The 24,608-nt window shown below is 70.8% G+C and carries 22 protein-coding genes; 7 read left to right on the top strand and 15 right to left on the bottom strand.

Going from position 1 to position 24,608, the window contains the following annotated elements:
- Window positions 1-45 precede the first annotated feature (45 nt).
- Both paaG and paaI read left to right on the top strand, forming a co-directional pair.
- Complete coding sequence (paaG, locus tag GI374_RS08815) at window positions 46-834, top strand: 2-(1,2-epoxy-1,2-dihydrophenyl)acetyl-CoA isomerase PaaG (protein WP_370515239.1); 789 nt, start codon at window positions 46-48, stop codon at window positions 832-834.
- Between the two features lie 14 nt (window positions 835-848).
- On the top strand, window positions 849-1,274 hold the full coding sequence (gene paaI, locus GI374_RS08810; protein ID WP_154336824.1) for a hydroxyphenylacetyl-CoA thioesterase PaaI: 426 nt from the start codon (window positions 849-851) through the stop codon (window positions 1,272-1,274).
- A gap of 222 nt (window positions 1,275-1,496) precedes the next feature.
- Here the strand turns inward: paaI and pcaF are convergent, their stop codons facing one another.
- Entirely contained in the window at window positions 1,497-2,702 is a 1,206-nt protein-coding gene (pcaF, locus tag GI374_RS08805; protein WP_154336694.1) for a 3-oxoadipyl-CoA thiolase, read from the bottom strand.
- A 335-nt stretch (window positions 2,703-3,037) separates the two neighbouring features.
- Between pcaF and GI374_RS08800 the strand changes: the two genes are divergently transcribed.
- A complete protein-coding gene (locus GI374_RS08800) occupies window positions 3,038-4,105 on the top strand; it encodes an AI-2E family transporter (protein ID WP_154336693.1) in 1,068 nt (355 codons plus the stop codon).
- 6 nt (window positions 4,106-4,111) lie between these two features.
- Here GI374_RS08800 and GI374_RS08795 read toward each other — a convergent pair whose 3' ends face one another.
- From GI374_RS08795 to GI374_RS08745, 11 genes are all read right to left on the bottom strand, one after another.
- Complete coding sequence (locus GI374_RS08795; RefSeq protein WP_154336692.1) at window positions 4,112-5,278, bottom strand: M20/M25/M40 family metallo-hydrolase; 1,167 nt, start codon at window positions 5,276-5,278, stop codon at window positions 4,112-4,114.
- Entirely contained in the window at window positions 5,278-6,453 is a 1,176-nt protein-coding gene (locus GI374_RS08790; protein ID WP_154336691.1) for a M20 aminoacylase family protein, read from the bottom strand. Before GI374_RS08790 ends, GI374_RS08795 begins: the two co-directional genes overlap by 1 nt.
- A gap of 13 nt (window positions 6,454-6,466) precedes the next feature.
- The gene (locus tag GI374_RS08785; RefSeq protein WP_154336690.1) at window positions 6,467-8,128 is read right to left on the bottom strand and encodes an ABC transporter ATP-binding protein; all 1,662 of its coding nucleotides are present in this window, start codon (window positions 8,126-8,128) and stop codon (window positions 6,467-6,469) included.
- A complete protein-coding gene (locus tag GI374_RS08780) occupies window positions 8,128-8,937 on the bottom strand; it encodes an ABC transporter permease (RefSeq protein WP_370515252.1) in 810 nt (269 codons plus the stop codon). Before GI374_RS08780 ends, GI374_RS08785 begins: the two co-directional genes overlap by 1 nt.
- Window positions 8,938-8,996: 59 nt before the next feature.
- Entirely contained in the window at window positions 8,997-9,938 is a 942-nt protein-coding gene (locus GI374_RS08775) for an ABC transporter permease (protein ID WP_154336688.1), read from the bottom strand.
- 71 nt (window positions 9,939-10,009) lie between these two features.
- A complete protein-coding gene (locus tag GI374_RS08770; protein WP_154336687.1) occupies window positions 10,010-11,596 on the bottom strand; it encodes an ABC transporter substrate-binding protein in 1,587 nt (528 codons plus the stop codon).
- 69 nt (window positions 11,597-11,665) lie between these two features.
- Window positions 11,666-13,177, bottom strand: a complete 1,512-nt coding sequence (locus GI374_RS08765) for a M81 family metallopeptidase (RefSeq protein WP_154336686.1) — start codon at window positions 13,175-13,177, stop codon at window positions 11,666-11,668.
- A 78-nt stretch (window positions 13,178-13,255) separates the two neighbouring features.
- Entirely contained in the window at window positions 13,256-13,873 is a 618-nt protein-coding gene (locus GI374_RS08760; RefSeq protein ID WP_154336685.1) for an ABC-type transport auxiliary lipoprotein family protein, read from the bottom strand.
- Window positions 13,870-15,795, bottom strand: a complete 1,926-nt coding sequence (locus GI374_RS08755; RefSeq protein ID WP_154336684.1) for an MlaD family protein — start codon at window positions 15,793-15,795, stop codon at window positions 13,870-13,872. The genes GI374_RS08760 and GI374_RS08755 overlap by 4 nt, the downstream gene beginning before the upstream one ends.
- 10 nt (window positions 15,796-15,805) lie before the next feature.
- On the bottom strand, window positions 15,806-16,579 hold the full coding sequence (locus GI374_RS08750; protein WP_154336683.1) for an ABC transporter ATP-binding protein: 774 nt from the start codon (window positions 16,577-16,579) through the stop codon (window positions 15,806-15,808).
- Window positions 16,579-17,685 carry an ABC transporter permease gene (locus tag GI374_RS08745; RefSeq protein ID WP_154336682.1) on the bottom strand — a complete coding sequence of 369 codons (1,107 nt, stop codon included), beginning with the start codon at window positions 17,683-17,685 and terminating at the stop codon, window positions 16,579-16,581. The genes GI374_RS08750 and GI374_RS08745 overlap by 1 nt, the downstream gene beginning before the upstream one ends.
- 204 nt (window positions 17,686-17,889) lie before the next feature.
- Between GI374_RS08745 and GI374_RS08740 the strand changes: the two genes are divergently transcribed.
- From GI374_RS08740 to glmM, 3 genes are all read left to right on the top strand, one after another.
- On the top strand, window positions 17,890-18,972 hold the full coding sequence (locus GI374_RS08740; RefSeq protein ID WP_370515238.1) for a Hint domain-containing protein: 1,083 nt from the start codon (window positions 17,890-17,892) through the stop codon (window positions 18,970-18,972).
- Between the two features lie 146 nt (window positions 18,973-19,118).
- The gene (folP, locus tag GI374_RS08735; protein WP_154336681.1) at window positions 19,119-20,114 is read left to right on the top strand and encodes a dihydropteroate synthase; all 996 of its coding nucleotides are present in this window, start codon (window positions 19,119-19,121) and stop codon (window positions 20,112-20,114) included.
- Window positions 20,115-20,128: 14 nt separating this feature from the next.
- Window positions 20,129-21,472: a phosphoglucosamine mutase gene (glmM, locus tag GI374_RS08730; RefSeq protein ID WP_154336679.1), complete on the top strand. Its 1,344-nt coding sequence runs from the start codon at window positions 20,129-20,131 to the stop codon at window positions 21,470-21,472.
- A gap of 68 nt (window positions 21,473-21,540) precedes the next feature.
- Here glmM and GI374_RS08725 read toward each other — a convergent pair whose 3' ends face one another.
- Together GI374_RS08725 and dksA are read right to left on the bottom strand one after the other, a co-directional pair.
- Window positions 21,541-22,668, bottom strand: coding sequence for an FAD-dependent oxidoreductase (locus GI374_RS08725; RefSeq protein ID WP_154336677.1), 1,128 nt, complete (start codon window positions 22,666-22,668; stop codon window positions 21,541-21,543).
- 141 nt (window positions 22,669-22,809) lie between these two features.
- Window positions 22,810-23,232: an RNA polymerase-binding protein DksA gene (gene dksA / locus GI374_RS08720; protein WP_154336675.1), complete on the bottom strand. Its 423-nt coding sequence runs from the start codon at window positions 23,230-23,232 to the stop codon at window positions 22,810-22,812.
- A 146-nt stretch (window positions 23,233-23,378) separates the two neighbouring features.
- Between dksA and GI374_RS08715 the strand changes: the two genes are divergently transcribed.
- Window positions 23,379-24,221 (top strand): MoxR family ATPase, encoded by an 843-nt coding sequence (locus GI374_RS08715; protein WP_154336822.1) that lies wholly within the window; start codon window positions 23,379-23,381, stop codon window positions 24,219-24,221.
- Window positions 24,222-24,242: 21 nt separating this feature from the next.
- Here GI374_RS08715 and GI374_RS08710 read toward each other — a convergent pair whose 3' ends face one another.
- Window positions 24,243-24,509 (bottom strand): DUF2171 domain-containing protein, encoded by a 267-nt coding sequence (locus tag GI374_RS08710; protein WP_154336673.1) that lies wholly within the window; start codon window positions 24,507-24,509, stop codon window positions 24,243-24,245.
- Window positions 24,510-24,608: the final 99 nt, after the last annotated feature.

The raw sequence follows: 24,608 nt of genomic DNA, 5'->3' as shown, positions 1-24,608 counted from the left end.
GGTCTTTGCGCCGCCGGAGGGGCTGGCGAGGAGGAGGCTTCGCGCGTGACCGACACCGTTCTGACCGGGCTGGACGAGGGCGTCCTGACGCTGACGCTCAACCGCCCCGACAAGCTCAATTCCTTCACGCCCGAGATGCTCGGTGCGCTGCAGGCGGGCTTCGAGCGCGCCCGCGACGATGCCGAAATCCGCGCCGTGCTGCTGACCGGCGCGGGCCGCGGCTTCTGCGCGGGGCAGGACCTCGGCGGGCGCGACCCGAGGAACGGCGGCGAAATCCCCGACCTCGGCACCACGCTCGACACCTACTACAACCCGCTGCTGCGCCTGATCCGGGGCCTCGAGAAGCCCGTCGTCTGCGCCGTCAACGGCGTCGCCGCGGGGGCGGGGGCGAATGTGGCGCTCGCCTGCGACATCGTGCTTGCCGCGCGCTCGGCGACGTTCATCCAGGCGTTCTCGAAAATCGGCCTCGTGCCCGACGCAGGCGGAAGCTGGCTGCTGCCGCGGCTGGTGGGCGAGGCGCGGGCCAAGGGCCTCGCGTTGACGGCCGAGCCGCTGCCCTCCGCGACCGCGGCGGAATGGGGCATGATCTGGAAGGCCGTGGACGACGCGGTTCTGATGGAGGAGGCGACCGCGCTCGCCCGCCGCCTCGCCGCCGGGCCGACGCTGAGCCACGGCTTGACCAAGCGGCTGATTAACGGCGCCGCCTCCCGCAGCTTCGACGAGCAACTCGACCACGAGCGCGACCTGCAGGCCGCGGCGGGCCGCAGCGAGGATTACTGCGAGGGCGTGACAGCTTTCCTGGAGAAGCGTCCGGCCGGGTTCCGCGGCCGATGACCCGCGCCGCGGACATGACCCCGCAGGCGCTCGCCGAAGCCTCGGCCGCCGCCATCTGGGCTGACGACCGCGCCGCGCAGCATCTCGGCATGCGCCTCGACCGCGTGGCGCCCGGCGAGGCGGTGATGAGCATGACCGTCACCGAAGCGATGCTGAACGGCCTCGGCAACGGCCATGGCGGCTACATCTTCACGCTCGCCGACAGCGCCTTCGCCTTCGCCTGCAACAGCCACAACGCCGTCACGGTCGCGCAGCAGGCCTCGATCAACTTCACCGCGCCCGTCCGCCTCGGCGACCGCCTGACAGCGACGGCGCGCGAGCAGTCCCGGACCGGGCGCTCGGGCGTCTACGACGTCGACGTGACGAACCAGGACGGCCGCATCATCGCGCATTTCCGCGGCCTCGCGCGGACCATCGCCGGCAGCCACGTGCCCGAGTGACCCCCATGCGAGGGCGGCGTCATGGAGGACCCGACGCCGCTGACCATCCGCGTCGAGCGCGAGGCCCCCTGCGTGCAAGACGACCGGCCGAAAGGCGGGCAGAACGGGAATGGCCCGCACCCGCCCCACCGATTTCGATCTGAACGGGGTCTCGTCAGCCCCCTCACGCTGTCCCACCGGCTCGCCCCGGCCGTCTTCCCCTCCAGCCCTGTCCGGCCTTGGTCAGACCCTCTCGAGCACGAGCGCGATGCCCTGGCCCACGCCAACGCACATCGTGCAAAGCGCATAGCGCCCGCCGGTGCGGCCCAGCTGCCAGGTCGCCGTGGTCACGAGCCGCGCCCCCGACATGCCGAGCGGATGGCCCAGGGCAATCGCGCCGCCGTTCGGATTCACATGCGGCGCGTTGTCCGGCAGGCCAAGCTCGCGCGTGACGGCGAGGCCCTGCGCCGCGAAGGCTTCGTTCAGCTCGATCACGTCCATCTGGTCGAGGCTCAGCCCCGCGATGTCCAGCACGCGGCGGACTGCCGGGACCGGGCCGATGCCCATCACCCGCGGCTCCACCCCCGCCGCCGCCATCGCCACGACGCGGGCGCGGGGCGTGAGGCCCTGCGCCGCCGCCATTTCCTCCGAGGCGACGATCAGGGCCGCCGCGCCATCGTTCACGCCCGAGGCGTTGCCCGCCGTCACCGTCAGGTCGGGACCGTTCACGCCCTTCAGCTTCGCTAACTGCTCGACCGAAGTGCCGGGGCGGGGATGCTCGTCGGTGTCCACGGTGATGTGGTCGCCCTTCCGCTGCGGGATTTTCACCGGCACGATCTCGTCCCTGAAGCGCCCCGCCTCTTGCGCCGCGGCCCAGCGGGCCTGGCTGCGGGCGGCGAAGGCGTCCTGGTCCGCGCGGCTGACGCCGTAGTCGGCGGCGACGTTGTCGGCGGTCTCGGGCATCGAGTCGGTGCCATGGGCGTGCTTCATCTTCGGATTGACGAAACGCCAGCCGATGGTGGTGTCATAGACGGCGTTCTGGCGGCTGAAGGCGGCCTCGGCCTTGGGCATGACGAACGGCGCGCGGCTCATGCTTTCGACCCCGCCGGCGATCACCATGCGGCAGTCGCCCGCCCGGATCGCGCGCGCGGCCATGCCGACGGCATCCATCCCCGAGCCGCAGAGGCGGTTCACGGTCGTCCCCGGCACGCTGACCGGCAGCCCCGCCAGCAGCGCGGCCATGCGGCCCACATTGCGGTTGTCCTCGCCCGCCTGATTGGCGCAGCCAAAGACCAGGTCGTCCACCGCGGCCCAGTCGACGCCGCCATTGCGCGCCATCAGGGCCGCGATCGGCACCGCCGCGAGGTCGTCCGCCCGCACCTGCGACAAGGCCCCGCCATAGCGCCCGATGGGGGTGCGCACCGCGTCACAGATGAATGCCTCGGCCATTCCGTTCTCCCAGATCCGACCGGGGCGCGCGATAAATGGACCGACCGTTCGGTCATGTGTATCGCGGTCCGACCCCGGAGCAACATTTATCCAGCCCGCGCATCGTGCCGGGCAGGGGTGGCCTAGGTCGCTGCCCGGTCAGCCGCAAGGGCCGCGTCGAGCGTGCGGCCCCGGTTTGCGGTTGCGCGCCGCCGAAACCCGATTCTTCGGACGAAGAATCGGATCGATTTTTCGTACGAAAAATCGTCGCGCGCCGCTGACGAGGTCGCGCGGGACAAGCGCCGCCGCTGCCGCTAGCCTGCGCGCGAAAACCGTTGGAGGGAGGGATGGCGGACATGCATTGGGCGACCGGACTGCGCGACGGGGTCTATGCCCTCGGTTTCGCGATCCTGCTCGTCTGGGTGCTCTATATCGGCCGCCCGCTGATCCTGCCGCTGCTGACCGCGGTGATCGTGGTCTATGTCCTCGTCGAGGCCGCGCAGGCGGTCCGCGCCTTTCCGCCGGCCGCGCGGCTGCCGCAATGGCTGGTCACCCTGGCGGTGGCGCTGGTCCTCGGCATCGGTGTGGCCGTGATGCTCATGATTCTCGCCGACAACGTCGCCCGCGTCGTCGCCGCGCTGCCACGCTACGAGGACAACATCGTGGCGCTGATGACCCGCTTTGCCGGCTGGCTCGGCATCTCGGGCGAGCCGGGCTGGGCGCGGTTGCGCCAGATCACGCTCGATTCGATCGACATGCGCTCGCTCGCGGTCACGGTCCTGAACTCGCTGCGCGGCCTCGGCTCGTCGATCTTCCTGATCCTGCTCTATTCCGCCTTCATCCTGATCGAGCGCCGCGCCTTCGCCGACAAGCTCGGCCGCATCATCCAGGACCCGGAAACCCGGGCCTCGACCTTCGCGGTTCTCGCGCGGGTCAACGAGCGGATCGGCCGCTACCTGGCGGTCAAGACGCTGGTCAACGTGATCCTCGGCGTCCTCAGCTACCCGGTGATGGTGGCCCTTGGGATCGAGTTCGCGGCCTTCTGGGCGGTGCTGATCGGGCTGATGAACTACGTTCCCTATATCGGCTCGGTCGTCGGCGTGGCCTTCCCGGTGCTGCTGACGCTGGCGCAGACCGGCTCGCTGTGGAGCGCGGGGATCGCGATGGGGGCGCTGACGGTGATCCAGGTGATCGTCGGCAGCGCCATCGAGCCGCCGCTGATGGGCCGTGCCTTCAACCTCAGCCCGCTGGTGGTGCTGGTCTCGGTCGCCTTCTGGGCGCTGATCTGGGGCATCCCCGGCGCGATCCTCGCGGTGCCGTTGACGGCGAGCGTCATCATCGTGCTGGGCGAGTTCACGGCGACCCGGCCGGTCGCGATCCTGCTCTCGGCCGAGTCGGTGCTGCCATCGCGGCGGCGGCGGTGAGACCTCTCAGCGGATGCCCATGAACAGCCCCGCGGCGAGCTTGCCCCGCTCCACGAGGCTCGCGGTCTCGATCCGCTCCCCGAGCGTGTGCAGCCCCTCGCCGCGGACGCCGATGGAATCGAGCGTCGGGATGCCGAGCGCGCCGGTGAAGTTGCCGTCCGACCCGCCGCCGGAGGGCTGCGCCCCCAGCTGGAACCCGATCCGCTTCGCCACGCCCTGCGCGACCGCCAGCAGCCGCTGGTCGCCCGCCTGACCGAGGGGCCAGACCGGCCGGGTCACGCCGCGCGCGACGGTGAACGCCACCCCGTTGCGCTCGCCTTCGAGCCGCTTCAGCGCCGCCACCCCGCCGTCGAGATCGGCCTGGGTCTTCGCCATGCTCAGCACCTCGGCGTCGCAGGTGGAGCTGACGCAGTTCACCCATTTCCCGGCATGGATCACCCCGACCGAGAAGGTGCAGTCGTCGCTGGTCATGGCCTCGATCTCGAGGATGCGGCGGGCCATCTCGGCGATGGCGCTGCGGCCCTCCTTAAGCAGCCAGCCGGCATGGCTGGGCTTGCCCTCGGTCCGCAGGTTGAAGCGCGCGATGGCGAAGCGGCCGATGACCGCGTCGCCGTTCCTGAGCGCTGGTTCCGGCAGCAGCACGGCGGCGTTCTTCCTCGCCTCGTCCTCGATCAGCCCGCGGGTGGCGGGGGTGCCGACCTCCTCGTCGGGGGTGAAGAGGAAGGTGATCGGCAGCGGCGTCTGCCAGCCGGCCTGCGCGATCAGCCGCGCCGCCTCGACCATGACGAAGTTGCCGCCCTTCATGTCCTGGATACCCGGCCCCCAGGCGGTGCCGTTCTCGACCCGCCACGGGTTCTTCTGCAGCGTGCCGACTGGGTGGACGGTGTCCATGTGGCCCGAGACCATGATCCCCGGCACCTTCCCGTGGTCGGGATGCGGCACCTTCGCGCGGACCGACGAGCCGAAGCCGCCGCTGCCGGGGATGACCTCGACCTCCCAGCCCATCGCCTTCATGTCGCGGGCGGCGAGGTCCATCATGCGGCTGACCGCGGCCGGGTCGTAGGTCGGGCTCTCGCACTCGATCCATGGCCGCAGGCGTGCGAGCATGTCGGTCTCGTCGAAGGGCAGGGCAATCGGGTCGCGGCCCTCGGTGGTGGTCACGGCGTCGGTCATCAGGCGGCTTCCTTCAGCGGCAGGCGGCGTTCGACGATGCGGGCGTAGATCGAGGCGCCCACGGGCAGGATGGCAGGGTCGAGAACGAAACCGGGGTTGTGCAGGCCGATCGTCCCGGAGTGACCCACCCGGCAGTAGGCGCCGGGCACCAGTTGCAGCATGTCCGCGAAATCCTCGCTGCCGGTGGCGGGCTCCTCGTCGGGGTCGATCATGGCGGGGCCGACCACGTCCGCCGCGGCCTCCATATAGGCGTCGCTGAGGTCGGGGTCGTTCATCAGCACGTCGAAGACCTCGCGGATGTCGCAGGTGATCTCGACGCCGAAGGCGCGGGCGAAGCCGTCGCAAAGCTCGCGCATCCGGGTCTGGGCGAGGTCCCGGACCTCGGGCTTGAAGAAGCGGATGGTGCCGGTCAGCACCGCGACCTCGGGGACGACGTTGTAGGCGGCGCCGGCGTGGAATTGCGTCACCGACACGACGCAGGCGTCGAGCGGCGGGACGTTGCGCGACACGATGCTCTGCAACTGCGTCACCAGGCCCGCCGCGATCATCAGCGCGTCCTTCGACTGCTGCGGCATGGCGGCGTGGCTGCCCTTGCCCTTCACGCGGATGTCGAAGAACGACGCGCCTGCCATCGCCGCGCCCTTGGCGATGCCGACGCGGTTCGGCTGCCCGCTGGGCGCGTTGTGCATGCCGTAGACCTCGTCCACCGGGAAACGCTCGAAGAGGCCCTCCGCGATCATCCGCCGCGCGCCGCCGAGGCCCTCCTCGGCGGGCTGGAAGATCACCACGGCGGTGCCGTCGAAGTCGCGCGTGGCGGCGAGGTATTCGGCCGCGCCGAGCAGCATGGTCGTGTGCCCGTCATGGCCGCAGGCGTGCATCTTGCCCGGCTTCGTGGAGGCGTAGTCGAGGCCGCTCGCCTCCTCGATCGGCAGCGCGTCCATGTCGGCGCGCAGGCCGATGCGGCGGTTGCCCTGGCCCTTGCCGCGGATCAGGCCGACGACGCCGGTGCCGCCAATGCCCTCATGCACCTCGTCCACCCCCGCCGCCCGAAGACGCTCGGCCACGATGCCCGAGGTGCGGGTCTCCTCGAAGCCGATCTCGGGGTTGGCGTGGAGGTCGCGGAAGACCGCGGTCAGGTCTTCGGCGCGGATGGCGATTTCGGGGAGCACAGGCATGACATGTCACCTTTCAAGCGGTTGCGGCCATTTCGCGGAAGTTCTGGAAGTCCCAGCCACGGCCCGGCGCGGCCTCGATCAGCGCGCGGGTATAGGCGTCCCGGGGATGGGCCAGCACCTCGGCGGCGGGTCCGTATTCGACCACGCGGCCCTTCTGCATCACCATCACGTCGTCGCAGATCTGCGCCGCGACGCGCAGGTCGTGGGTGATGAACACGATGGCGATGCCAAGGTCGCGCTGCAGCTCGTCCAGCAACTCCAAGACCTGCGCCTGCACAGAGACGTCGAGCGCAGACACCGCCTCGTCGGCGACCAGCACGTCCGGCCGCATGGCGACGGCACGGGCGATGGCGATGCGCTGCCGCTGGCCGCCCGAGAACTGGTGCGGATAGCGGTCCATCGCGTCGCGGGGCAGGCCGACGACGCCAAGCAGCCGCCGCGCCTCGTCGAGCGCCTCGCGGCGGGGTGTGCCGAAGTTGACCGGCCCCTCGATCAGGCTCTCGGCCACGGTCCAGCGGGGGTTGAGCGAGCGGTTGGGGTCCTGAAAGACCACCTGGATGTTCCGCCGGTGCGGCCGCAGGGCCGAGCGCGACAGATGCGCGATGTCGGTGCCGTCGAGCAGCACCCGTCCCGAGGTCGGGTCGATCAGCCGCATGATGCAGCGCGCGACGGTGGACTTGCCCGAGCCGCTCTCGCCCACGATGCCCAAGGTGCGGCCAGGGGCGAGGGTGAAGTCCACGTTCTGCGCGGCATGGACCTCGGGGATTTTTCGCAGGAAGCCGCCGCCGCCATAGACCTTTTCGAGCTTCTCGACTTTCAGCGCCGGTTCGGCGTCGGGCGGGTCGGGCCGCGGGTCGCGCGGGTTGAGGCTCGGCACCGCCTGCAACAGGTCGCGGGTGTAGGGCTCGCGCGGCTGGCGCAGCAACCCGCCGATCGGCGCGGTCTCCACGATGCGGCCGTGGCGCATGACCGAGACGGAATCCGCGATCTCGGCCACCACGCCCATGTCGTGGGTGATGAACAGCACCGCGGTCCCGTGCCGGGTCTTCAACTCGTCGATCAGCGTCAGGATCTGCTTCTGCGTGGTCACGTCGAGCGCAGTCGTCGGCTCGTCGGCGATCAGCAGCGCGGGCTCGAGGATCAGCGCCATCGCGATCATGATGCGCTGCCGCTGCCCGCCCGAAAGCTGGTGCGGATAGGCGCGCAGCATCCGGTCTACATCGGGCAGATGCACCTGCTCGAGAATGTCGCGGACGCGGGCGCGGGTGGCCGAGGCGGAGAGCCGGGTGTGGAGTTGCAGCACCTCGGCCACCTGGTCGCCGACGCGCAGGACCGGGTTCAGCGCGGTCATCGGCTCCTGAAAGATCATCGCCACGCGGCTCGCGCGCAGGGAGCGCATCTCGGCCTTGGACTTGCCCAGAAGCTCGTCGCCCAGCAGCCGGATCGAGCCGCCCGCGACCGTCAGCGCATCCGGCAGCAGGCCCATCGTCGCGAGCGACGTGACCGACTTGCCCGAGCCGCTCTCGCCCACGAGGCAGAGCGTCTCGCCGCGCCGGATCGAGAGGCTGACGCGGTCGAGGACCGGGGCGGCGCCGGGCACGCCTGCGAGGCGCACGGTCAGGTCGCGGATCGCCACCACCTCGGGCTCGGCCGAGAAATCCTGTCCGCGATGCATCAGCCGGCCCTCTTTTTCAGCTTCGGGTCGAGCATGTCGCGCGCCGCATCGCCCAGCAGGTTCACCGACAGGATGCAGAGCGAGAGGACGAGGCCCGGCCACAGGATCAACTCGGGCTTGAGGCGGAAGAACATCCGCCCCTCGGCCATGATGTTGCCCCAGGTCGGCGTCTCGGTGGAGACGCCGGCGCCGAGGAAGCTGAGGATCGCCTCGGTCAGGATCGCCGAGGCGAGGATGTAGGTGCCCTGCACGATCAGCGGCGCGAGGGTGTTCGGGACCAGATGCCGGACCAGCACCTTCGGCATCCGCGAGCCGAGGGCGATGGCGGCCTCGACATAGGGCTCCTCGCGGGCGCTGAGGACCACGGCGCGCACGAGGCGCACGACGCGCGGGATCTCGGGGATGGTGATGGCGGCGATGACCGAGCCGATCGAGGGGCCGTTCAGCGCCACGAGCGCGATGGCGAGCAGGATCGCGGGGATCGCCATCAGCGCGTCCATCAGCCGCATGATGATCGCGTCGGCGAGGCGGAAGAAACCCGCGATCATGCCGATGAAGAGGCCGATCAGCAAGCTGACGACCGCGGCGCCGATGCCGATCAGCAGCGAGATGCGGCCGCCGATCAGGACCCGGCTGAACAGGTCGCGGCCGAAGTTGTCGGTGCCCAGCGGATGCTCGGCCGAGGGGCCCTGCAACCGCTGCAGCGGGTTCATCTCCAGCGGGTCATGCGGCGCGATCCAGGGCGAGAGCAGCGTGACGGCGACGATCACGCTCAGCACGACGAGGGCGATGCGTGGCGCCCAGCCCAAGCCGCGGAAGAAGCGGCGCAGGAGGCCCGGCCCAGCGGGCGGGGGGAGGGTCGCGTCGGTCAATAGCGGATCCTCGGGTCGAAGAGCGTGTAGCTGAGGTCGATCAGCAGGTTGACGAGGACGTAGATCCCCGCGGTCAGCAGGATCATGGCCTGAATCACCGGATAGTCGCGGGCCAGCACCGCATCCACCGTCAGCCGGCCGATGCCGGGGATGTTGAACACCGACTCGGTCACGACCACGCCGCCAATCAGCAGCGCGAAGCCGGTGCCGATCACGGTCAGGATCGGCACGGCGGCGTTCCTCAGCGCGTGGCGGAACAGCACCTGCCGCTCAGGCGCGCCCTTGGCGCGGGCGGTGCGGATATAGTCCTCGCCCAGCACCTCCAGCATGTTGGCGCGCGTCATCCGCGCGATCAGCGCGACATAGATCGTGGTCAGGGTCAGCGCCGGCAGGAAGGCCTTGTGGAGGAACGGCCCGAGGCCGGCCGATATGGGCGTGAAGCCCTGCACCGGGAACCAGCCGAGCTCGATCGAAAAGAGCAGGATGAACAGGTAGCCGATCACGAAGACCGGGATCGAGAAGCCGAGGACCGAGAAGGTCATGACGAGGTAATCGACCCATTTCCCGTGCCGCCAGGCCGCCAGCACCCCCATCGGCACGGCAAGCGCGACCGACATCAGGATCGTCAGCAGCGCGATCGAAATCGTCGGCCCGATGCGCGCCGCGATGAGGTTCGACACCGGCTGGTTCGAGATCAGCGAGGTGCCGAGATCGCCGCGCGCGAGCTGGCCGACCCAGGTGGCGAACTGCACCGGGATCGGGTCGTTCAGCCCCATGGCCTCGCGGATGCGCTCGAGCTGGGCGGGTGTCGCCTGATCGCCGGCGATGATCGCCGCCGGATCGCCGGGGGTGAGGCGCAGCAGCAGGAAGACGAAGACCGCCACGATCAGCAGGACCGGGATGACGGCCAGGACGCGGCGCAGGATATAGCCGATCATCAGGGGACGGGGCCTCGGAGCGGATCAGGGATTGATGGCGCGGCCCCCCTTGGAGGGCCGCGCCGCGAGCCTCAGCTTTCGGGCTTCGAGACGTTCCAGAACACCGGCACGGGCGAGTTCAGCATCCCCTCAAGGTTGCTGCGCCGGGCCTGCGGCAGGGTGTACTGCCCCAGCGGGATCAGCAGGACGTTGTCGATGCCGTGCGCCTGGATGCGCTCGGCCACCGCCTTCTGCTCCTCCGGCGTGGTGGCGTCGATGTATTCCTCTTTCAGCGCCTCGGCGGTCTCGTCGGTCGGCCAGCCGAACCAGGCGTCGTCGCCGCGCCCGTTCAGCATCGGGTTGCCGATCGGGTTCGAGATCTCGGGCACCATCCAGTTGGTGATGAACATGTTCCAGCCGCCCTCGGAGGGCGCAGCCTGGCTCGCGCGGCGCGTGACCAGCGTCTGCCAGTCCATCGGCTGCAGCTCGACCGTGAAGCCCGCGTCGCGCAGCGCTTGCGCCACGACGACCGGCTGGTTCACGAGCGCCACCATGTCGGTGGGCTGCATGATGACCACCGGCGTGCCGTCATAGCCCGCCGCCGTCAGCTGCTCGCGCGCGGCGTCGGCCCCGCCACCGCCGGTCAGGGTCTCGGTGCCGGCCTCGCTGCCGAGCGGCGTGCCGCAGCCGAGGATCGCGCCGCAGATCGTGTAGTATTCCGGGTTGCCGATCATCGCCGCCAACACCGGCTCCTGCGAAACTGCCTTCAGCGCCGCCTGCCGGACCTCCTGGTTGTCGAAGGGCGGGTGAAGGAAGTTCGGCCGCACCATGGTCATCATGCCGGTCGGCTCGCGCACCTCGACCACGACGTTCGGGTCGCCCTCGAGGAGCGGGATCAGGTCCACCTGCATCTGCTCGATATAGTCGATCTCGCCGCCCGAGAGCGCGTTCACCGCGGTCTGGATGTCGGGGATCGCGCTCCAGACCACCCGGTCCACGTTCACGACCTTGCCGCCCGCCATCCAGTCGGCCGGCTCGTCGCGCGGGACGTAGTCGTCGAACTTCTCGTAGGTCACGCTGAGGCCCGGCTGGAACTCCGCCTCGACGAAGCGGAAGGGGCCGGAGCCGGTGTAGTCTGTGATCGCCTCGTCGGCCGAGGTCTCGGCCACGCGGGCGGGCATGATGAAGGGCGGCAGCGCCGACTGCTTGGAGAGCACGTCGAGCATCGGCGGGAACGGCTCGGTCAGCGTCCAGGTGATCGTCTTGTCGTCGGTCGCCTCGAGGCTCGCGGTGCGGTCGAAGATGACCTGCCCGGCCGCGTCCTTCTGTCCCCAGCGGTTCAGCGAGGCGACCGCATCGGCCGCGGTCACCGGCGCGCCGTCATGGAAGACAAGGCCGTCGCGCAGCGTGAAGGTATAGGTCAGCTTGTCGTCCGAGACCGTCCAGTCGGCCATCTGCGGCTGCGGCTGGAAGTTCGAATCCTGCGCCAGCAGCACGTCGTAGATCATGTAGGCGTGGTTGCGGGTGATATGCGCGGTGGTGATCACCGGGTCGAGGACGCGCAGGCCGGAATGCATCACCGCGGTGATGGTGGTCTCGGCCCAGGCCGCGCCGGTGAGCGCCGTCGAGGCGATCAGCGCGGCCGCCGCGAGGCGGGCAGGGCGGAAGGTCAGGGTCATTCGTGGTCTCCTCTCTGGTGGACTCTGGGTCGGACGGCCCGGTCTTGGCGCCGGGTCCGGCCAGTGGCTTCAGGCGGGCACGAAGGACCGCCCCATCGGCGCCAGCCTGACGCCGCGGCGCAGGCGCGTAAAGGGCAGCGATGCGGGCGAGACCGGCATCGGCCCCGGCGCCGCGCAGACGAGGATCGTGCGCGCGATCGGCTGGAAGTCGGCGCGGAAATGGACCGAGCTCTTGTTCACGAGGATCGCCTGGGCCTCGGGGTCGATGCCGACGAAGCGATACATCTCGCGGTCGGCCATCTGGGTCTTCTCCGAGGTCAGCACCACCCGCACGCCGCCGATGCGGAGGCAGGCCGAGGGGCCGAGTTCCAGCGTCACGCCGCCGTAAAACGGGCCCTTGGCGTCGAAGCGGCCGTCGGCGAGACGCTCGACGGTGAAACGCCCGGTGAAGGGCGTGTCGCCGGGGATGCCGGCACGGCCGCCCATCGTCAGCTCGACCTCGGCGCCCTCGCCCGCGGCATGGGCGGCGGCGGCGGCCTCGGCGTCCACCATCAGGCCGATGGCGGCATCCTGCGCGTCGCAGGCGACGAGGGCCTTCAGCATCCCCGTGGTGTTGCTGTCCCCGCCCGCGCCGGGGTTGTCCTGTGTGTCGGCGATGATGACCGGGCCTTCGCCCGCCCGCTGCGCCAGTTCCATCGCCCGGCGTACCCCGGCCTCCGGCTCCAGCACCTCGCCCGAGAAGGCGGGCTCGCACATGCCAACGGCGTCGGCCACCCGGTCGCAAGCCCGGCGCGCCAACTCAGGCGTCTCGCCATAGGCCACGACCGAGGGGCCGCAGTCGCGGATATCGGCCGCAGGGAAACCCATGAAGAGCGACACCGAGGCGACGCCCGGCATCCCCTCGGCTTCGGCGGCCAGTTCATAGAGGCCCGCGCCCGGCTGCATGGAGGTGGACTGCCACGCGATCGGGATGAGGAAGTCGAGCTGCCGGAAGGCCTTGGCGTCGGGCTTCCCCTGCGCGATCAGCCGGTCGAGCTGCTTCGCCGCGCGGCGGCCGGTCTCGGCCATGTCCACATGCGGATAGGTGCGGAAGCCCACCAGCAGGTCCGCCGCCTCGACCATCTCGCGGCTGATGTTGCCGTGCAGGTCGAGGGCGGCGACCACCGGCACGGCCGGGCCGACCGCCTGGCGGATACGCGCAAGCAACTCCCCCTCGCCGTCCTCGAGATGCTCGGCCACCATGGCGCCGTGGAGGTCGAGGAACACGCCGTCGAGCTTGCCCGCCCCGGCGATGCCCTCAACGATCTCGCCGGCGATCCGGTCATAGGCGTCGCGCGTCACGGGGGCCGAGGGCAGGGCGCCCGCGTAGAGGATCGGCACCATGTCCCAGCCCTGCGCCTCGCCATGCAGGATCGCGCCGACGATGGGCAGGTTGACCCCGCGCGGCGCCTCCAAGATCGCCGCGCCGCGCGCCATCGGCAGGTAGCCGCCGCCGTGCCGGAACGCCTCGATCCCCGCAGGTGTCGGCGCGAAGCTGTTGCTTTCATGCACGAAACCGGCGAGTGCGATGCGTCTGGTCATGGGGGGCTCCTTCATTCCGGGCGCAACAGTCGCGGTCGGCGGCCGGATATGCAAGCCGATCCTTGGCCCCCGAAAAGATCAGGTCAGCGTGGCCACGGTCCATTCGGTCATTTGCGCCACGATGGCGGTCATCGCCCCGTCGAGCGCGGCCACGATGTCGAGGGTGCCGCTGGAGGCCACCGGCACCGCCACGTCGAAGATCCGCTGCGCGATCACGTCCACGTCGCTCTCGCGCACCAGCTTGGCCGAGACCCGCAGCCGGTCCGTCACCCTGCCGTCCGAGCCCACCTCGGCCTGGAAATCGGTGATCTCGGTCACGAGCGCGTAGTCGCCGCCGAGGCCCAGCGGCTCGCGGCCGACATAGCGGAAGGCGCCGCTGCCGTCGATCGCGCGGACGAGCGCCGCCTGCAGCATTTCGGCCGGCTTGTCGGTCCAGTTGCCGTCGGGCAGGTACTGCGCCTGCAGGCGGTTGGGGCGGATCAGGATGCGGTCGGTGTCGAGCGCGCCGGTGACGATGGGCGGCTCGACGATCACATGCAGGCTCGTGCGCGCGGGGGGCCGCTCGCCCGGCAGAGGGCCGCGCAGCTCGTAGGCGTCGCGCGGCGGGCCGCCGCCGCCGAGCGCGCCGAGGGCGGCGCAGCCGGGCATGAGCGAGACGGCGGCGAGCGCGAGCGCGAGGCGGGCGGGGCGGGTCATCGGCGGAACTCCGGGACGTTGCGGTCATTGCTGATGAGCCCCCCGGCCGGGCCGGAGCGCAGGCCCGCGACGAGGCTGCTGAGGTTGCTGGTCAGGCCGCGCAGGTCGCCGCCGAGGCGCGTGTATTCGGGCAGCCCGGCGCTGAGGAAACTGTCGAGCGGGCCCCGGATGCGGCCGACCATGTCCGAGATCGCGGTGAAGGCCTCGGCCGCGCTGGCCCCGGCCTGCCGCAGGTCGCCGGTGAGCGCCGGCAGGTCGGTGGCCATCTGGTCGAGGGCGGCGTTGACCCGGCCGATGGTCTCGGCGTCGAGCGCATCGGCCGAGGCGCGCAGGCTCGCGATCAGCGCCTCGGCCTCGTCGAGACGGGCGGTCGCTTCGGTGCCGGTGCTGTTCCAGGTCTGGCTCACCGCGGTCACCGCGGCGGCGGCGGTGTCGAGCGTGGCGATCAGCGTCTCGGCCTCGGCCAGCCGCGCGGCGGCGGCCGTGCCGGTCTCGTCCCAGGTTGCCAGCAGCTGCTCGGCGCCCGGGGCGAGGCGGTCCACCGTCTGCCGCAGCTGCGTGGCGATCTGCGGCAGTTCGGTCGAGAGCGTGTCGAGTGTGGCGTTCAGCCGCTCGAGGGTCTCGGCCTCGATGGCCGAGGCCGAGGCGCGGAGGCTGGCGATCAGGGGCTCGGCCTCGTTCAGGCGGGCGGTGGCGGCGGACCCGGCCGCGGTCCATGTATCGGTCAGCGCCGTGACCCGCGTGGCAGCGGCGTCGAGCGAGGCGATCAGCGTCTGGGCCTCGGCCAGCCGCGCGGTGGCCTGCGTCCCGGTCTCGCCCCAGGTCGCCACCAGGTCCTGCACGCCGGGTCCGAGGGCGTCGGCGGTCTCGCGCAGCTGCGCGGCGATCTGCGGCAGCTCGGTCGAGAGGGTGTCGAGCGTGGCGTTCAGCCGGCCGATGGTCTCGGCGTCGATGGCCTGCGCGGTGGCGGTCAGGCTCGCGATCAGCGGCTCGGCCTCGGCCAGTCGCGCGGCGGCGGCCTGCCCGGTGGCGTTCCACGAGCTGACCAGCCCCTCGGCTTCCGGTGCAAGCGTCGCCACCGTCTCGCGCAGCTGGCCCGAGGTCTGCGCGAGATCGGCGAGCGCGGGCCGCAGGTCGGTGGCGATGGCCTCCTCGGCCGCCGTCAGCGCCCTTGTCCCGGCGTCGAGCGCGCTCGCGGCCTGATCCCGCAGCCCGGCGAAATCGCGGATCGCGGCGCCGGCGGTGTCGATCAGCGGCCCGGCCCGCTCGGCGATGACGTTGGCGGCGTCGGAGAGGCCCGAGATCGCCTCCACCGCGCCACCAATGCCCGCCATCGCCTCGTCGGCATTGGCCAGCGTGTTCGCGAGCCGCGCCGAGGCCTCGTCCACATTGGCGATGATCGACTCCACGTGTTCGATGTTCTCGGCCGAGAGCACCGTGTTGATCCGCTCCGCCGCCTGCAGCGCCTGCTCGAGCAGGGCCGGCCCGCTGACGGTGAGGCTCTGCAGCGGCGAGAGGCCGGAAGGGATGATCGGCACGCCCTCGACGGTGTCGCGCAGCAGCGGCTGCGAGGGATCGCCGGGCGTGATGGCGACGATCGAGGTGCCGGTCACGCCCTGCCCCTCGAGCGTGGCGACCGAGCCGGTCCGCACCGGCGTCAGCGCCGCAATCTCGAGCCGCACACGGACCATGCCCGAACCAAGCGGGTCGAGGTCGAGCTCCTGCACCTGTCCCACCGGCAGGCCCGCGAAACGGACCTCGGAGCTGCGGGTGATGCCCGAGACGGTGTCGAAGAGCACGTCGTAATAGGCGAACTGACGGTTCGATTGCGCCGCGCCGAACCACATCAGGAAACCGACGATCCCGAGGAAGCCGAAGACGGTGAAGGCGCCGATCAGGACGTAGCGGCCGCGGGTCTCCATCGTCTCTCCCTTATCCGCCCGCCGAGAAGGCCGCGCGCGCCCGTGGCCCGTGGAAATACTCCTGCACCCACGGATGATCCACCTTGAGCATGTCGTCCAGCGTCCCCTCGGCCAGCACCTTGCGGTTCGCCAGCACCGCGACCCTGTCGCAACAGGCGTAGAGCGTGTCGAGGTCGTGGGTGACGAGGAACACGCTGAGGCCGAGGCCGCGGGCGAGTTCCACCACCAGTCGGTCGAAACCCGAGGCGCCGATCGGGTCGAGGCCGGCGGTCGGCTCGTCGAGGAACAGGATGTCCGGGTCGAGCGCGAGCGCCCGGGCGATCCCGGCGCGCTTCCTCATGCCGCCCGAAAGCTCGGCGGGATAGTCGTGGCGCGCCTTGTCGGGCAGGCCCACGAGGGCGATCTTGAGATCGGCCAGCGCAGTCCGCGCCTCGGGCGAAAGGCCCTCGACGGCGCGCAGCGGCACCTCGACGTTCTCGCGCACGGTCAGCGACGAGAACAGCGCCCCATCCTGGAACATGACGCCAAAGCGCCCGCGCAAAGCCTCGAGTTCGGCGTCCGAGGGGCCGGTGACCTCGCTTCCCAGCATCTCGATGGTGCCCGCCTGCGGCTTCTGCAGCCCCACGATCGACCGCAGCAGCACCGACTTGCCGGTGCCCGAACCGCCGACAATGCCGAGGATCTCGCCGCGCCAGAGGTCGAGGTCGAGGTCCTCGTGGACGACATGATCGCCGAAGGCGTTCCTGAGGCCTCGGACTCGGATGACGGCGTCGCGTTCCGCCATCACAACCCCACCTCCGCGAAGACGATCGAGAAGCCGGCATCCGCCACGATCACCGCGAAGATCGCCGCCACCACCGCGCGCGAGGTCATCATCCCCAGCGAGGCCGCGTCGCCCTTGACCCGCATCCCCGCATGGCAGCCGATGAGCCCGATCAGCAGCGCGAAGACCGGCGCCTTCACCAGACCGACGACGGCGTGGATCCAGTCCACGCCCTCGATCAGCCGGGTGGCGAACATGCTGGGCGAGATGTTGAGCGTGGCCCAGCTCATCGCCGCGCCGCCGATCAGGCCCGCGATGTCCGCCAGCAGCACGAGGATCGGCAGGGTGACGATCAGCGCCAGGATGCGCGGCACGATCAGCGCCTCGACCGGGTCGATGCCGAGGGTCCGCATGGCGTCGATCTCCTCGTTCATCTTCATGCTGCCGATGGTGGCGGTGTAGGCCGAGGCGGTGCGGCCGGCGACGATGATCGAGGTCAGCAGCACCGCCAGTTCGCGCAGCACCGAGATTGCGATCAGGTCCACGGCGAAGATTTCGGCCCCGAACTGGCGCAGCTGCAGCGCCCCCTGAAAGCCGATGACGACGCCGATCAGGAACGAGATCAGCAGCACGATCGGCACCGCCTGCAGCCCGGCGGCGTCGGCCTGCGCCACGAAGGCCGTCAGGCGGAAGCGCCGGGGCTGCACGATGGCGCGGGCGAGGCGGTCGAGGAAGAGGCCGAGATAGCCCAGAAGCTCGGCCCCGGTGACAACGAAGCCCGCGGTCCCGCGGCCGATCCGCTCCAGATCGTCGGCGAGCGTCCGGCGTCGCGGGGCCGGGTCGGGGGCAAGCGGCACGGTCTCGTCGATCAGCGCCAGCAGCCGCTCGCGCGCAGGGCCGGGGGCGATCTCGACCGGCTGGCCGGCGGCCAGGCGCCGGTCGCGCTCCTCCAGCAGCGCCATGACGGCGGCGGTATCCACCGAACTCGCCGCCGTCAGATCGAGGATCAGCGGCCGGTCGGCCGGCAGGTCGGCGAGGTTGCGCGCGAGCGCGGCGAGCGTGGCGATGCCAAGACTGCCCTCGAGCATCACCCGCTCGGGCGGTTGGGCAGCGCCTGCCTCAGCCATGCTTGTCCCGCCTCTCCCGTTTCCATCGCGGTGTCGGCCAGCCGTGCGGGGCGGGGCGGGGGCTGTCAAGCCATGCGCGGCGGCCGGGGTGGCGCCGTTGCACGTATCACATGCAAAGGTTGAATAACACAGCAGATTTCTCTTGGAGATTGTTCGGGGTTGCCTGTATGCGGGAAGGCGACCGGATTATCACCGAGGCATGCCGTGGCCAACACGTACACGATCTCGTTCCTCGCCGCGGACGCCTTCGGGACCGGGATCAGATTGCTCAACGGGGAGGATCGGAGCAATCCGGGCACCGAGGGTTTCACGTCCCGCATCAACGATCTGATTCCCACGGGTTCCTTCACGCCGAGCGACTACCTCACCGTTCGGGTCGAGGACAACGACACGACCTTCAACGACCAGATTGTGGAGGGCATGTTCCAGCGGCTGCTCGAGCCCCTGACGATGGGCGGCAAGACCTATCCCACCGGCACCGGGATCCATGTCGGCTTTCGCATGGAGGTCAGGAACCCGGACGGGTCGGAGCAGACGGTCTGGACCATCAACGTCGACAGGGGCGGGGGCAGCTATACCACGGTTGGCGTCGCCTCGAACAAGCCTCTGCTGCCGAACTCCACGTTCAAGGTCTTTGACGGTGGGGATAATGCGGCAGCCGATATCCTCGATCCCTCGCAGCTCTTCTGCTTCGCCGCGGGCACGCTGATCGCCACCCCTGCGGGCGAACGCGCGGTGGAGACGCTGGCCCCCGGCGACGAGGTCGCGACCGCCGACGGCCGGGCGGTTCCGGTCCGCTGGGTCGGACGGCAGACGGTGCGCCGCGCCGCGGCCTCGGGGCGCCTGGCGCCGGTGCGGATCGCGGCGGGGGCGCTCGGGGCCGGGCCGGACCTGGCGGCGCTGCCGCGGCGCGATCTGGTGGTGACGGCGGATCATGCGCTGATCCTCGGCGGGCTCGCGATCACGGCCGCGGCGCTCGTCGACGGGCGCGGCATCCGGCGGCTTGCGGCCGAGGAAATGCCGGAGCGCGCGACCTTCTACCATATCGAGACCGAGGCGCATGACGTCGTCCTCGCGGAAGGCGCGCCGGCCGAGACCTGGGTCGATCACGCCGAGCGCGCGCGTTTCGACAATTACGATGAGTACCTGCGCCTCTGGGGCGCGGACCGCCGCATCGTCGAGTCGCCTCTGCCCCGCGTCACCTCGGCGCGGCAACTGCCCGCGGCGCTGCGGCTGAAGCTGGGGCTGGGCGCCGTCGAGAGCCCGCCGCAAGCCTCCGCAGCTTGATCTTGTTTAACGCGCGGCGCCCTGCCTAGAGTGACGGGCGCCGGCGCTGACGCCCTCCCTGGCGGAGCGGCGTCGCCCGGCGCGGCCGGAGGGCAGGGGTTGAGGGGCCCCCGTCCTCCGGCCTTTCACGCAAAGCCGGACGCCCGATGACCGACCGCCGCCTCTATCGTCCCGTGCCCGCCGAATCCGGCTTGCCGCTCGCCGGGGGCTGGGTCCGCTTCTCGCGCATCGAGACGCTGCGCGCCGGGCGCGCCCCCGAGGAACTCGCGGCAGAGGACGCGCCGCCCGAGGTGCTGGAGACGCTCACCGCACCGCGGCCGGATTTCGCGGACCTGGCCTTGGACCGGCCGCAGCTTATGGGCATCGTCAACGTCACCCCTGACAGCTTCTCGGATGGCGGGCTGTGGGCCGACCCCGCGGACGCCGTCGCGCATGGCCGCAATCTGGGCGCTCAGGGCGCCACGATCCTCGACATCGGCGGCGAGTCGACCCGTCCCGGCGCCGAGGAACTGCCCACCGAGACCGAGGCTGCCCGCATCCTGCCCGTGCTTGAGGCGCTTTCGGGTCAAGCGGTCCTCTCCGCCGACACCCGAAAGGCCGCGGTCGCGCGCGAGGCTGTGGCGGCGGGCGCGGCGGTGGTCAACGACGTCTCCGGTCTCGACTTCGATCCCGGCATGGCCGCCGCCGTGGCGGCCACCGGCGCGCATCTTGTGCTGATGCACGCGCAAGGCCTGCCCGCGACGATGCAGGCGGACCCGCGCTACGGCGACGTGGTGTTCGAGGTCTACGAGGCGCTCGAGGCCCGCGTCGCCCGGGCCGAGGCCGCAGGCATTCCGCGCGCGCGCATCGCCGTCGATCCCGGCATCGGCTTCGGCAAGACCGCCGCGCACAACCTCGCGCTCCTGCGCCGCATCTCGGTCTTTCACGGTCTTGGCTGCGCGGTCCTCCTCGGCGTTTCGCGCAAGCGCTTCATCGGAACCGTCGGCGCCCCGGCAGGCGGCGACCTGCCGGCGCCCGCGCGCGATCCCGGATCGCTGGCCGTGACGCTTGCCGCCGTGGCGCAGGGGGTGCAGATACATCGCGTCCACAATGTCGCGGACGCGGCGCAGGGGCTGGCCCTGTGGCAGGCGGTCACGCGCTAGAAGACGGGGGACGCATGGGCAGGACGCTCTTCGGCACGGACGGGGTCCGCGGCCGCGCCAACAGCCACCCGATGACGGCCGAGATGGCGCTGCGCCTCGGCGCCGCCGCCGGCCGCTTCTTCCGCCGCGACGGCACCTCGGCGCATCGCGTGGTGATCGGCAAGGACACGCGGCTCAGCTGCTACATGCTGGAGAACGCGCTAACGGCCGGGCTGACCTCGACCGGCATGAACGTGCTGCTGCTCGGCCCGGTGCCGACGCCCGCGGTCGGGTTCCTGACGCGGTCGATGCGCGCCGATCTCGGCATCATGATCTCGGCCAGCCACAACCCGGCGGCTGACAACGGGATCAAGTTCTTCGGCCCCGACGGCTTCAAGCTCTCCGACGAGGCCGAGACGGAGATCGAATCCATTGTCGCCGGCGAGATCCCGCTGGCCGAGCCGCGCCAGATCGGCCGCGCGCGCCGGATCGAGGACGGGCGCGGGCGCTATGTCGAATACGCCAAGACCACCTTCCCCGCGGGGCTGCGGCTCGACGGGCTGCGCGTGGTCGTGGACTGTGCCAATGGCGCCGCCTACCGGGTCGCGCCGGAGGTGCTTTGGGAGCTCGGCGCCGAGGTGGTGCCGATCGGGGTCGAGCCGGACGGCCTCAACATCAACGACGGCGTCGGCTCCACCCATGTCGAGGCCTGCCGCGATGCGGTGCTGCGCCACCGCGCCGACCTCGGCATCAGCCTCGACGGCGATGCCGACCGGGTGATGATCGTGGACGAGAAGGGCCGGGTGGCGGATGGCGACCAGATCATGGCGCTGCTCGCCGGCCGCTGGGCCGAGCAGGGGCGGCTAAAGGGCGGCGCGCTCGTGGCGACGGTGATGTCGAATCTCGGGCTCGAGCGGTTCATGGCCGCGCGCGGCCTTGCCCTTGAGCGCACGGCGGTCGGCGACCGCTACGTGGTCGAGCGGATGCGCGCCGGCGGCTTCAACCTCGGCGGCGAGCAGTCGGGTCATATCGTGATGACCGACTACGCCACGACCGGCGACGGCCTGATCGCCGGCCTGCAGGTGCTGGCCGCCATGGCCGAGACCGGCGAGAAGGCCAGCCGCCTCGTCGAGCAGTTCGAGCCGGTGCCGCAGATGCTCAAGAACGTGCGCTACCGCGAGGGCGACGACCCTCTGACCCGCGACGAGGTCCGCCGCGTGATCGAGGCGGCCGAGGGGCGGCTGAACGGCGAGGGCCGCGTGCTGATCCGTCGCTCCGGCACCGAGCCGCTGATCCGCGTCATGGCCGAGGCCGAGGACGAGGCGGTGCTGCGCGAGGTGGTCGAGGGGATCGTCGCGGCGGTGGAGCGGGCGGCGTGAGGGGGGCTGCGTGCAGAGCAAGCACCCTACGGCTCCTGTAGGGTGCGTGCTCTGCACGCACCGCGCCGCTACTCCACCGTCGGATCGTAGTCGTAGACCCACGCATAACGCCCGAATACCGCGCCCGGTGCCACCCATGCTCCCACCCGCAGGAACGTATGCGCGGCGACCTTCGGCAGCCCGGTCAGGTGATAGTTCCGCGCATTCGCGGTCGCCGCGTCCACGATCCGCGTGACCCTCGGCCGCCGCTCGGCCTCGAAGGCGGCGAGCGCCTCGGCCTGCGGCGTGCGGTCCAGATGCACGGCCAGGCGCCAGGCGTCCTCGATCGCCATGCAGGCGCCCTGCGCGAGGAAGGGCAGCGTCGGGTGGGCGGCGTCGCCGATCAGGACGCGGCGGCCGTCATGCCAGTGCCGCGCGACCTCGTGGCGGAAGAGGCCCCACCAGCCGCAGCGCTCGACTTTCGCCAGCCAGTCGTGCACCGGGCCGCCGAACCCTTGGAAGGCGGCCCGCATGGCCGCCGGGTCGTCCTCGCGCGACCAGCCCTCGGCCGTCCAGTCGTCGGTCTCGCGCACGCCCACGATGTTGCGCAAGCCCTCGCCCAGCGGGTAGCTGACCAGATGGCGGCCGGGGCCCATGAAGACCTGCGCCACGGGGGCGGGGTTGGCCTCGGCCGGGATCAGCGCGCGCCAGGCGGCCTGGCCGGTGAAGAACGGTCGGCCGGAGCCATTCAGCCGCTCGCGCTGCTGCGAGTGCAGCCCGTCGGCGCCGACGATCAGCGCCGCGTCGGGCACATCCTCCACGGCCTCGCCGAGGCGGATCGTCACGCCCGATGACCGCGCCGCCTCCTCGAGCAGCGCCAGCAGCCGCGCGCGATGCACGAAGTGGAAGGTCTCGCCGGGGCGCTGCGATTGCAGGTCCAGCCGCGTGACCCTGCGCCCCGAGGCATCGCGCAACTCCACCGCTTCGGCGCGAGCCGAGATCGCCTCGAGCCGGTCGGCGAGCCCGAGTGCGTCGAGGACGCGGCGCGCATTGGGCGAGATCTGGATGCCTGCGCCGACCTCGCGCAGTGCCTCGGCGCGCTCATGGACCGTGACGCTGGCGCCCCGGCGGGCGAGGGCCGCGGCCACGGTCAGCCCGGCGATGCCGCCGCCGATCACGGCGACAGGGCGTTCGTGGAGGCGAGCGGGTTCGGTCATGACCGCGATGCTAACGCAGCCTCGCGGATCGCGCCACACCCGCCAACCGGGTGGGACCGATGGCCGCACCCTGTTCTTCTGTCTGGAAATATCCCGCAGGGGTCCGGGGGCGCGCAGCCCCCGGCGTCGCTGCCCGCGCCGTCAGTCGTCGCGATGCACCCGCTCGCGCCGCTCGTGACGCTCCTGCGCCTCCAGCGTCATGGTGGCGATCGGCCGCGCGTCGAGGCGCTTGAGGCTGATCGGCTCGCCGGTCATCTCGCAATAGCCGTATTCGCCGGACTCGATCCGGCGCAGCGCCGCGTCGATCTTGCTGACCAGCTTGCGCTGCCGGTCGCGGGTCCTGAGTTCGAGCGCGCGGTCGGTCTCCTCGGAGGCGCGGTCGGCGATGTCGGGAACGTTGCGGGCGCTGTCCTGCAGCCCTTCCAGCGTCTCGGCCGACTGCTCCTGCAACTCGTGCTTCCAGGCTCTCAGCTTGCGGCGGAAATACTCGAGTTGCCGCTCGTTCATGAAAGGCTCGTCTTCGGCCGGGCGATAATCTTCAGGCAGGAAATTCTGCGGCTTCATAGTCTCTCCCTCGGCCGGGGGTGAGGGCACCCGGCCTCCCGCGCGTCCCCTTAAGGTATGGCTGCCGCCTTGTCACGCCCCTCGCGCCTTGCGGCTGGCGCATGGCGGGGCTATCCCGCCTGCGCGCCGCCGCAGGAGGTCACGCCATGCAGTTCCGCTCGACCCCGAGCTACGTCGCCCCGCCCGATCTCGAGATGGCGGTGAACGCCGCGGTGACGCTGGAGCGGCCGCTGCTGGTCAAGGGCGAGCCGGGGACCGGCAAGACCGAACTGGCGCGGCAGGTGGCGGAAAGCCTTGGCCTGCCGATCGTCGAATGGCACATCAAGTCCACGACCAAGGCCCAGCAGGGCCTCTATGAGTACGACGCCGTCAGCCGGCTGCGCGACAGCCAGCTGGGCGACGCGCGCGTCAATGACGTGAAGAACTACATCCGCAAGGGCAAGCTGTGGCAGGCCTTCGAGGCGGAGGCCAAGGTCGTGCTGCTGATCGACGAGATCGACAAGGCGGATATCGAGTTCCCGAACGACCTGCTGCAGGAACTCGACCGGATGGAATTCCACGTCTACGAGACGGGCGAGACCATCCGCGCCGCGCACCGCCCGGTGGTCATCATCACCTCCAACAACGAGAAGGAGCTGCCCGACGCCTTCCTGCGCCGCTGCTTCTTCCACTACATCCGCTTCCCCGATGCCGAGACGCTGAAGCGGATCGTGGACGTCCACCATCCCGGCCTGAAGCCGCGGCTGCTGGACGAGGCGCTGCACCAGTTCTTCGAGTTGCGCGAGGCGCCGGGCCTGAAAAAGAAGCCCTCGACCAGCGAATTGCTGGACTGGCTGAAGCTGATCCTGGCCGAGGACCTCTCGCCCGAGGACCTGAAGCGCGATCCGGCCAGCATGCTGCCGAAGCTGCACGGGGCGCTGCTGAAGAACGAGCAGGACGTGGCGCTGTTCGAGCGGCTGGCCTTCATGGCGCGGCGGCAGGGGCGCTGAACCCGCCTGCCGCCCGGCCGTTCAGGCGCCCTCGACGCCCGAGCCGTCCTTCTCCTCCATCAGGATCTTCGCCTCGGCCGCCTTGGCCGACAGCCGCACCCGGCCACCATCGACCGACGCGACATTGGCGAGCGGGACGTAGTGGTGGTGGTCCCGCTCCATCCCGTGCGCCTCGTCCTTGCGCTTGAGCTTGATGCGGTCGCCCTCCATGTGGTCGACGATGCCGACATGCACGCCATCGGCGCCGATGACCTCCATGTCCTTCTGGATCTCGCTGGCCTCTGCCATGATCGGTCCTCCGGTTTCGTGTGCCGGCAACGCGCCGGGGTGCCGCGCGGTTCAGCCGCCCCGCGCGCCACGTTTCTTCGTACGAAGAAACGTCCACGA

Source organism: Paracoccus sp. S-4012, assembly GCF_009674885.1.
Classification (GTDB): domain Bacteria; phylum Pseudomonadota; class Alphaproteobacteria; order Rhodobacterales; family Rhodobacteraceae; genus Paracoccus.
Note: the sequence above shows the minus strand (reverse complement) of the source record. Positions and strands in the feature narration are given on the sequence as shown.

Bases quoted from the DNA above. Each gene is read 5' to 3' on its own strand.
- paaI (WP_154336824.1), top strand. From the start codon at position 849: ATGACCCCGCAGGCGCTCGCCGAAGCCTCGGCCGCCGCCATCTGGGCT.
- pcaF (WP_154336694.1), bottom strand. From the start codon at position 2,702: ATGGCCGAGGCATTCATCTGTGACGCGGTGCGCACCCCCATCGGGCGC.
- GI374_RS08800 (WP_154336693.1), top strand. From the start codon at position 3,038: ATGCATTGGGCGACCGGACTGCGCGACGGGGTCTATGCCCTCGGTTTC.
- GI374_RS08795 (WP_154336692.1), bottom strand. From the start codon at position 5,278: ATGACCGACGCCGTGACCACCACCGAGGGCCGCGACCCGATTGCCCTG.
- GI374_RS08790 (WP_154336691.1), bottom strand. From the start codon at position 6,453: ATGCCTGTGCTCCCCGAAATCGCCATCCGCGCCGAAGACCTGACCGCG.
- GI374_RS08785 (WP_154336690.1), bottom strand. From the start codon at position 8,128: ATGCATCGCGGACAGGATTTCTCGGCCGAGCCCGAGGTGGTGGCGATC.
- GI374_RS08775 (WP_154336688.1), bottom strand. From the start codon at position 9,938: ATGATCGGCTATATCCTGCGCCGCGTCCTGGCCGTCATCCCGGTCCTG.
- GI374_RS08770 (WP_154336687.1), bottom strand. From the start codon at position 11,596: ATGACCCTGACCTTCCGCCCTGCCCGCCTCGCGGCGGCCGCGCTGATC.
- GI374_RS08765 (WP_154336686.1), bottom strand. From the start codon at position 13,177: ATGACCAGACGCATCGCACTCGCCGGTTTCGTGCATGAAAGCAACAGC.
- GI374_RS08760 (WP_154336685.1), bottom strand. From the start codon at position 13,873: ATGACCCGCCCCGCCCGCCTCGCGCTCGCGCTCGCCGCCGTCTCGCTC.
- GI374_RS08755 (WP_154336684.1), bottom strand. From the start codon at position 15,795: ATGGAGACCCGCGGCCGCTACGTCCTGATCGGCGCCTTCACCGTCTTC.
- GI374_RS08750 (WP_154336683.1), bottom strand. From the start codon at position 16,579: ATGGCGGAACGCGACGCCGTCATCCGAGTCCGAGGCCTCAGGAACGCC.
- GI374_RS08745 (WP_154336682.1), bottom strand. From the start codon at position 17,685: ATGGCTGAGGCAGGCGCTGCCCAACCGCCCGAGCGGGTGATGCTCGAG.
- folP (WP_154336681.1), top strand. From the start codon at position 19,119: ATGACCGACCGCCGCCTCTATCGTCCCGTGCCCGCCGAATCCGGCTTG.
- glmM (WP_154336679.1), top strand. From the start codon at position 20,129: ATGGGCAGGACGCTCTTCGGCACGGACGGGGTCCGCGGCCGCGCCAAC.
- GI374_RS08725 (WP_154336677.1), bottom strand. From the start codon at position 22,668: ATGACCGAACCCGCTCGCCTCCACGAACGCCCTGTCGCCGTGATCGGC.
- dksA (WP_154336675.1), bottom strand. From the start codon at position 23,232: ATGAAGCCGCAGAATTTCCTGCCTGAAGATTATCGCCCGGCCGAAGAC.
- GI374_RS08715 (WP_154336822.1), top strand. From the start codon at position 23,379: ATGCAGTTCCGCTCGACCCCGAGCTACGTCGCCCCGCCCGATCTCGAG.
- GI374_RS08710 (WP_154336673.1), bottom strand. From the start codon at position 24,509: ATGGCAGAGGCCAGCGAGATCCAGAAGGACATGGAGGTCATCGGCGCC.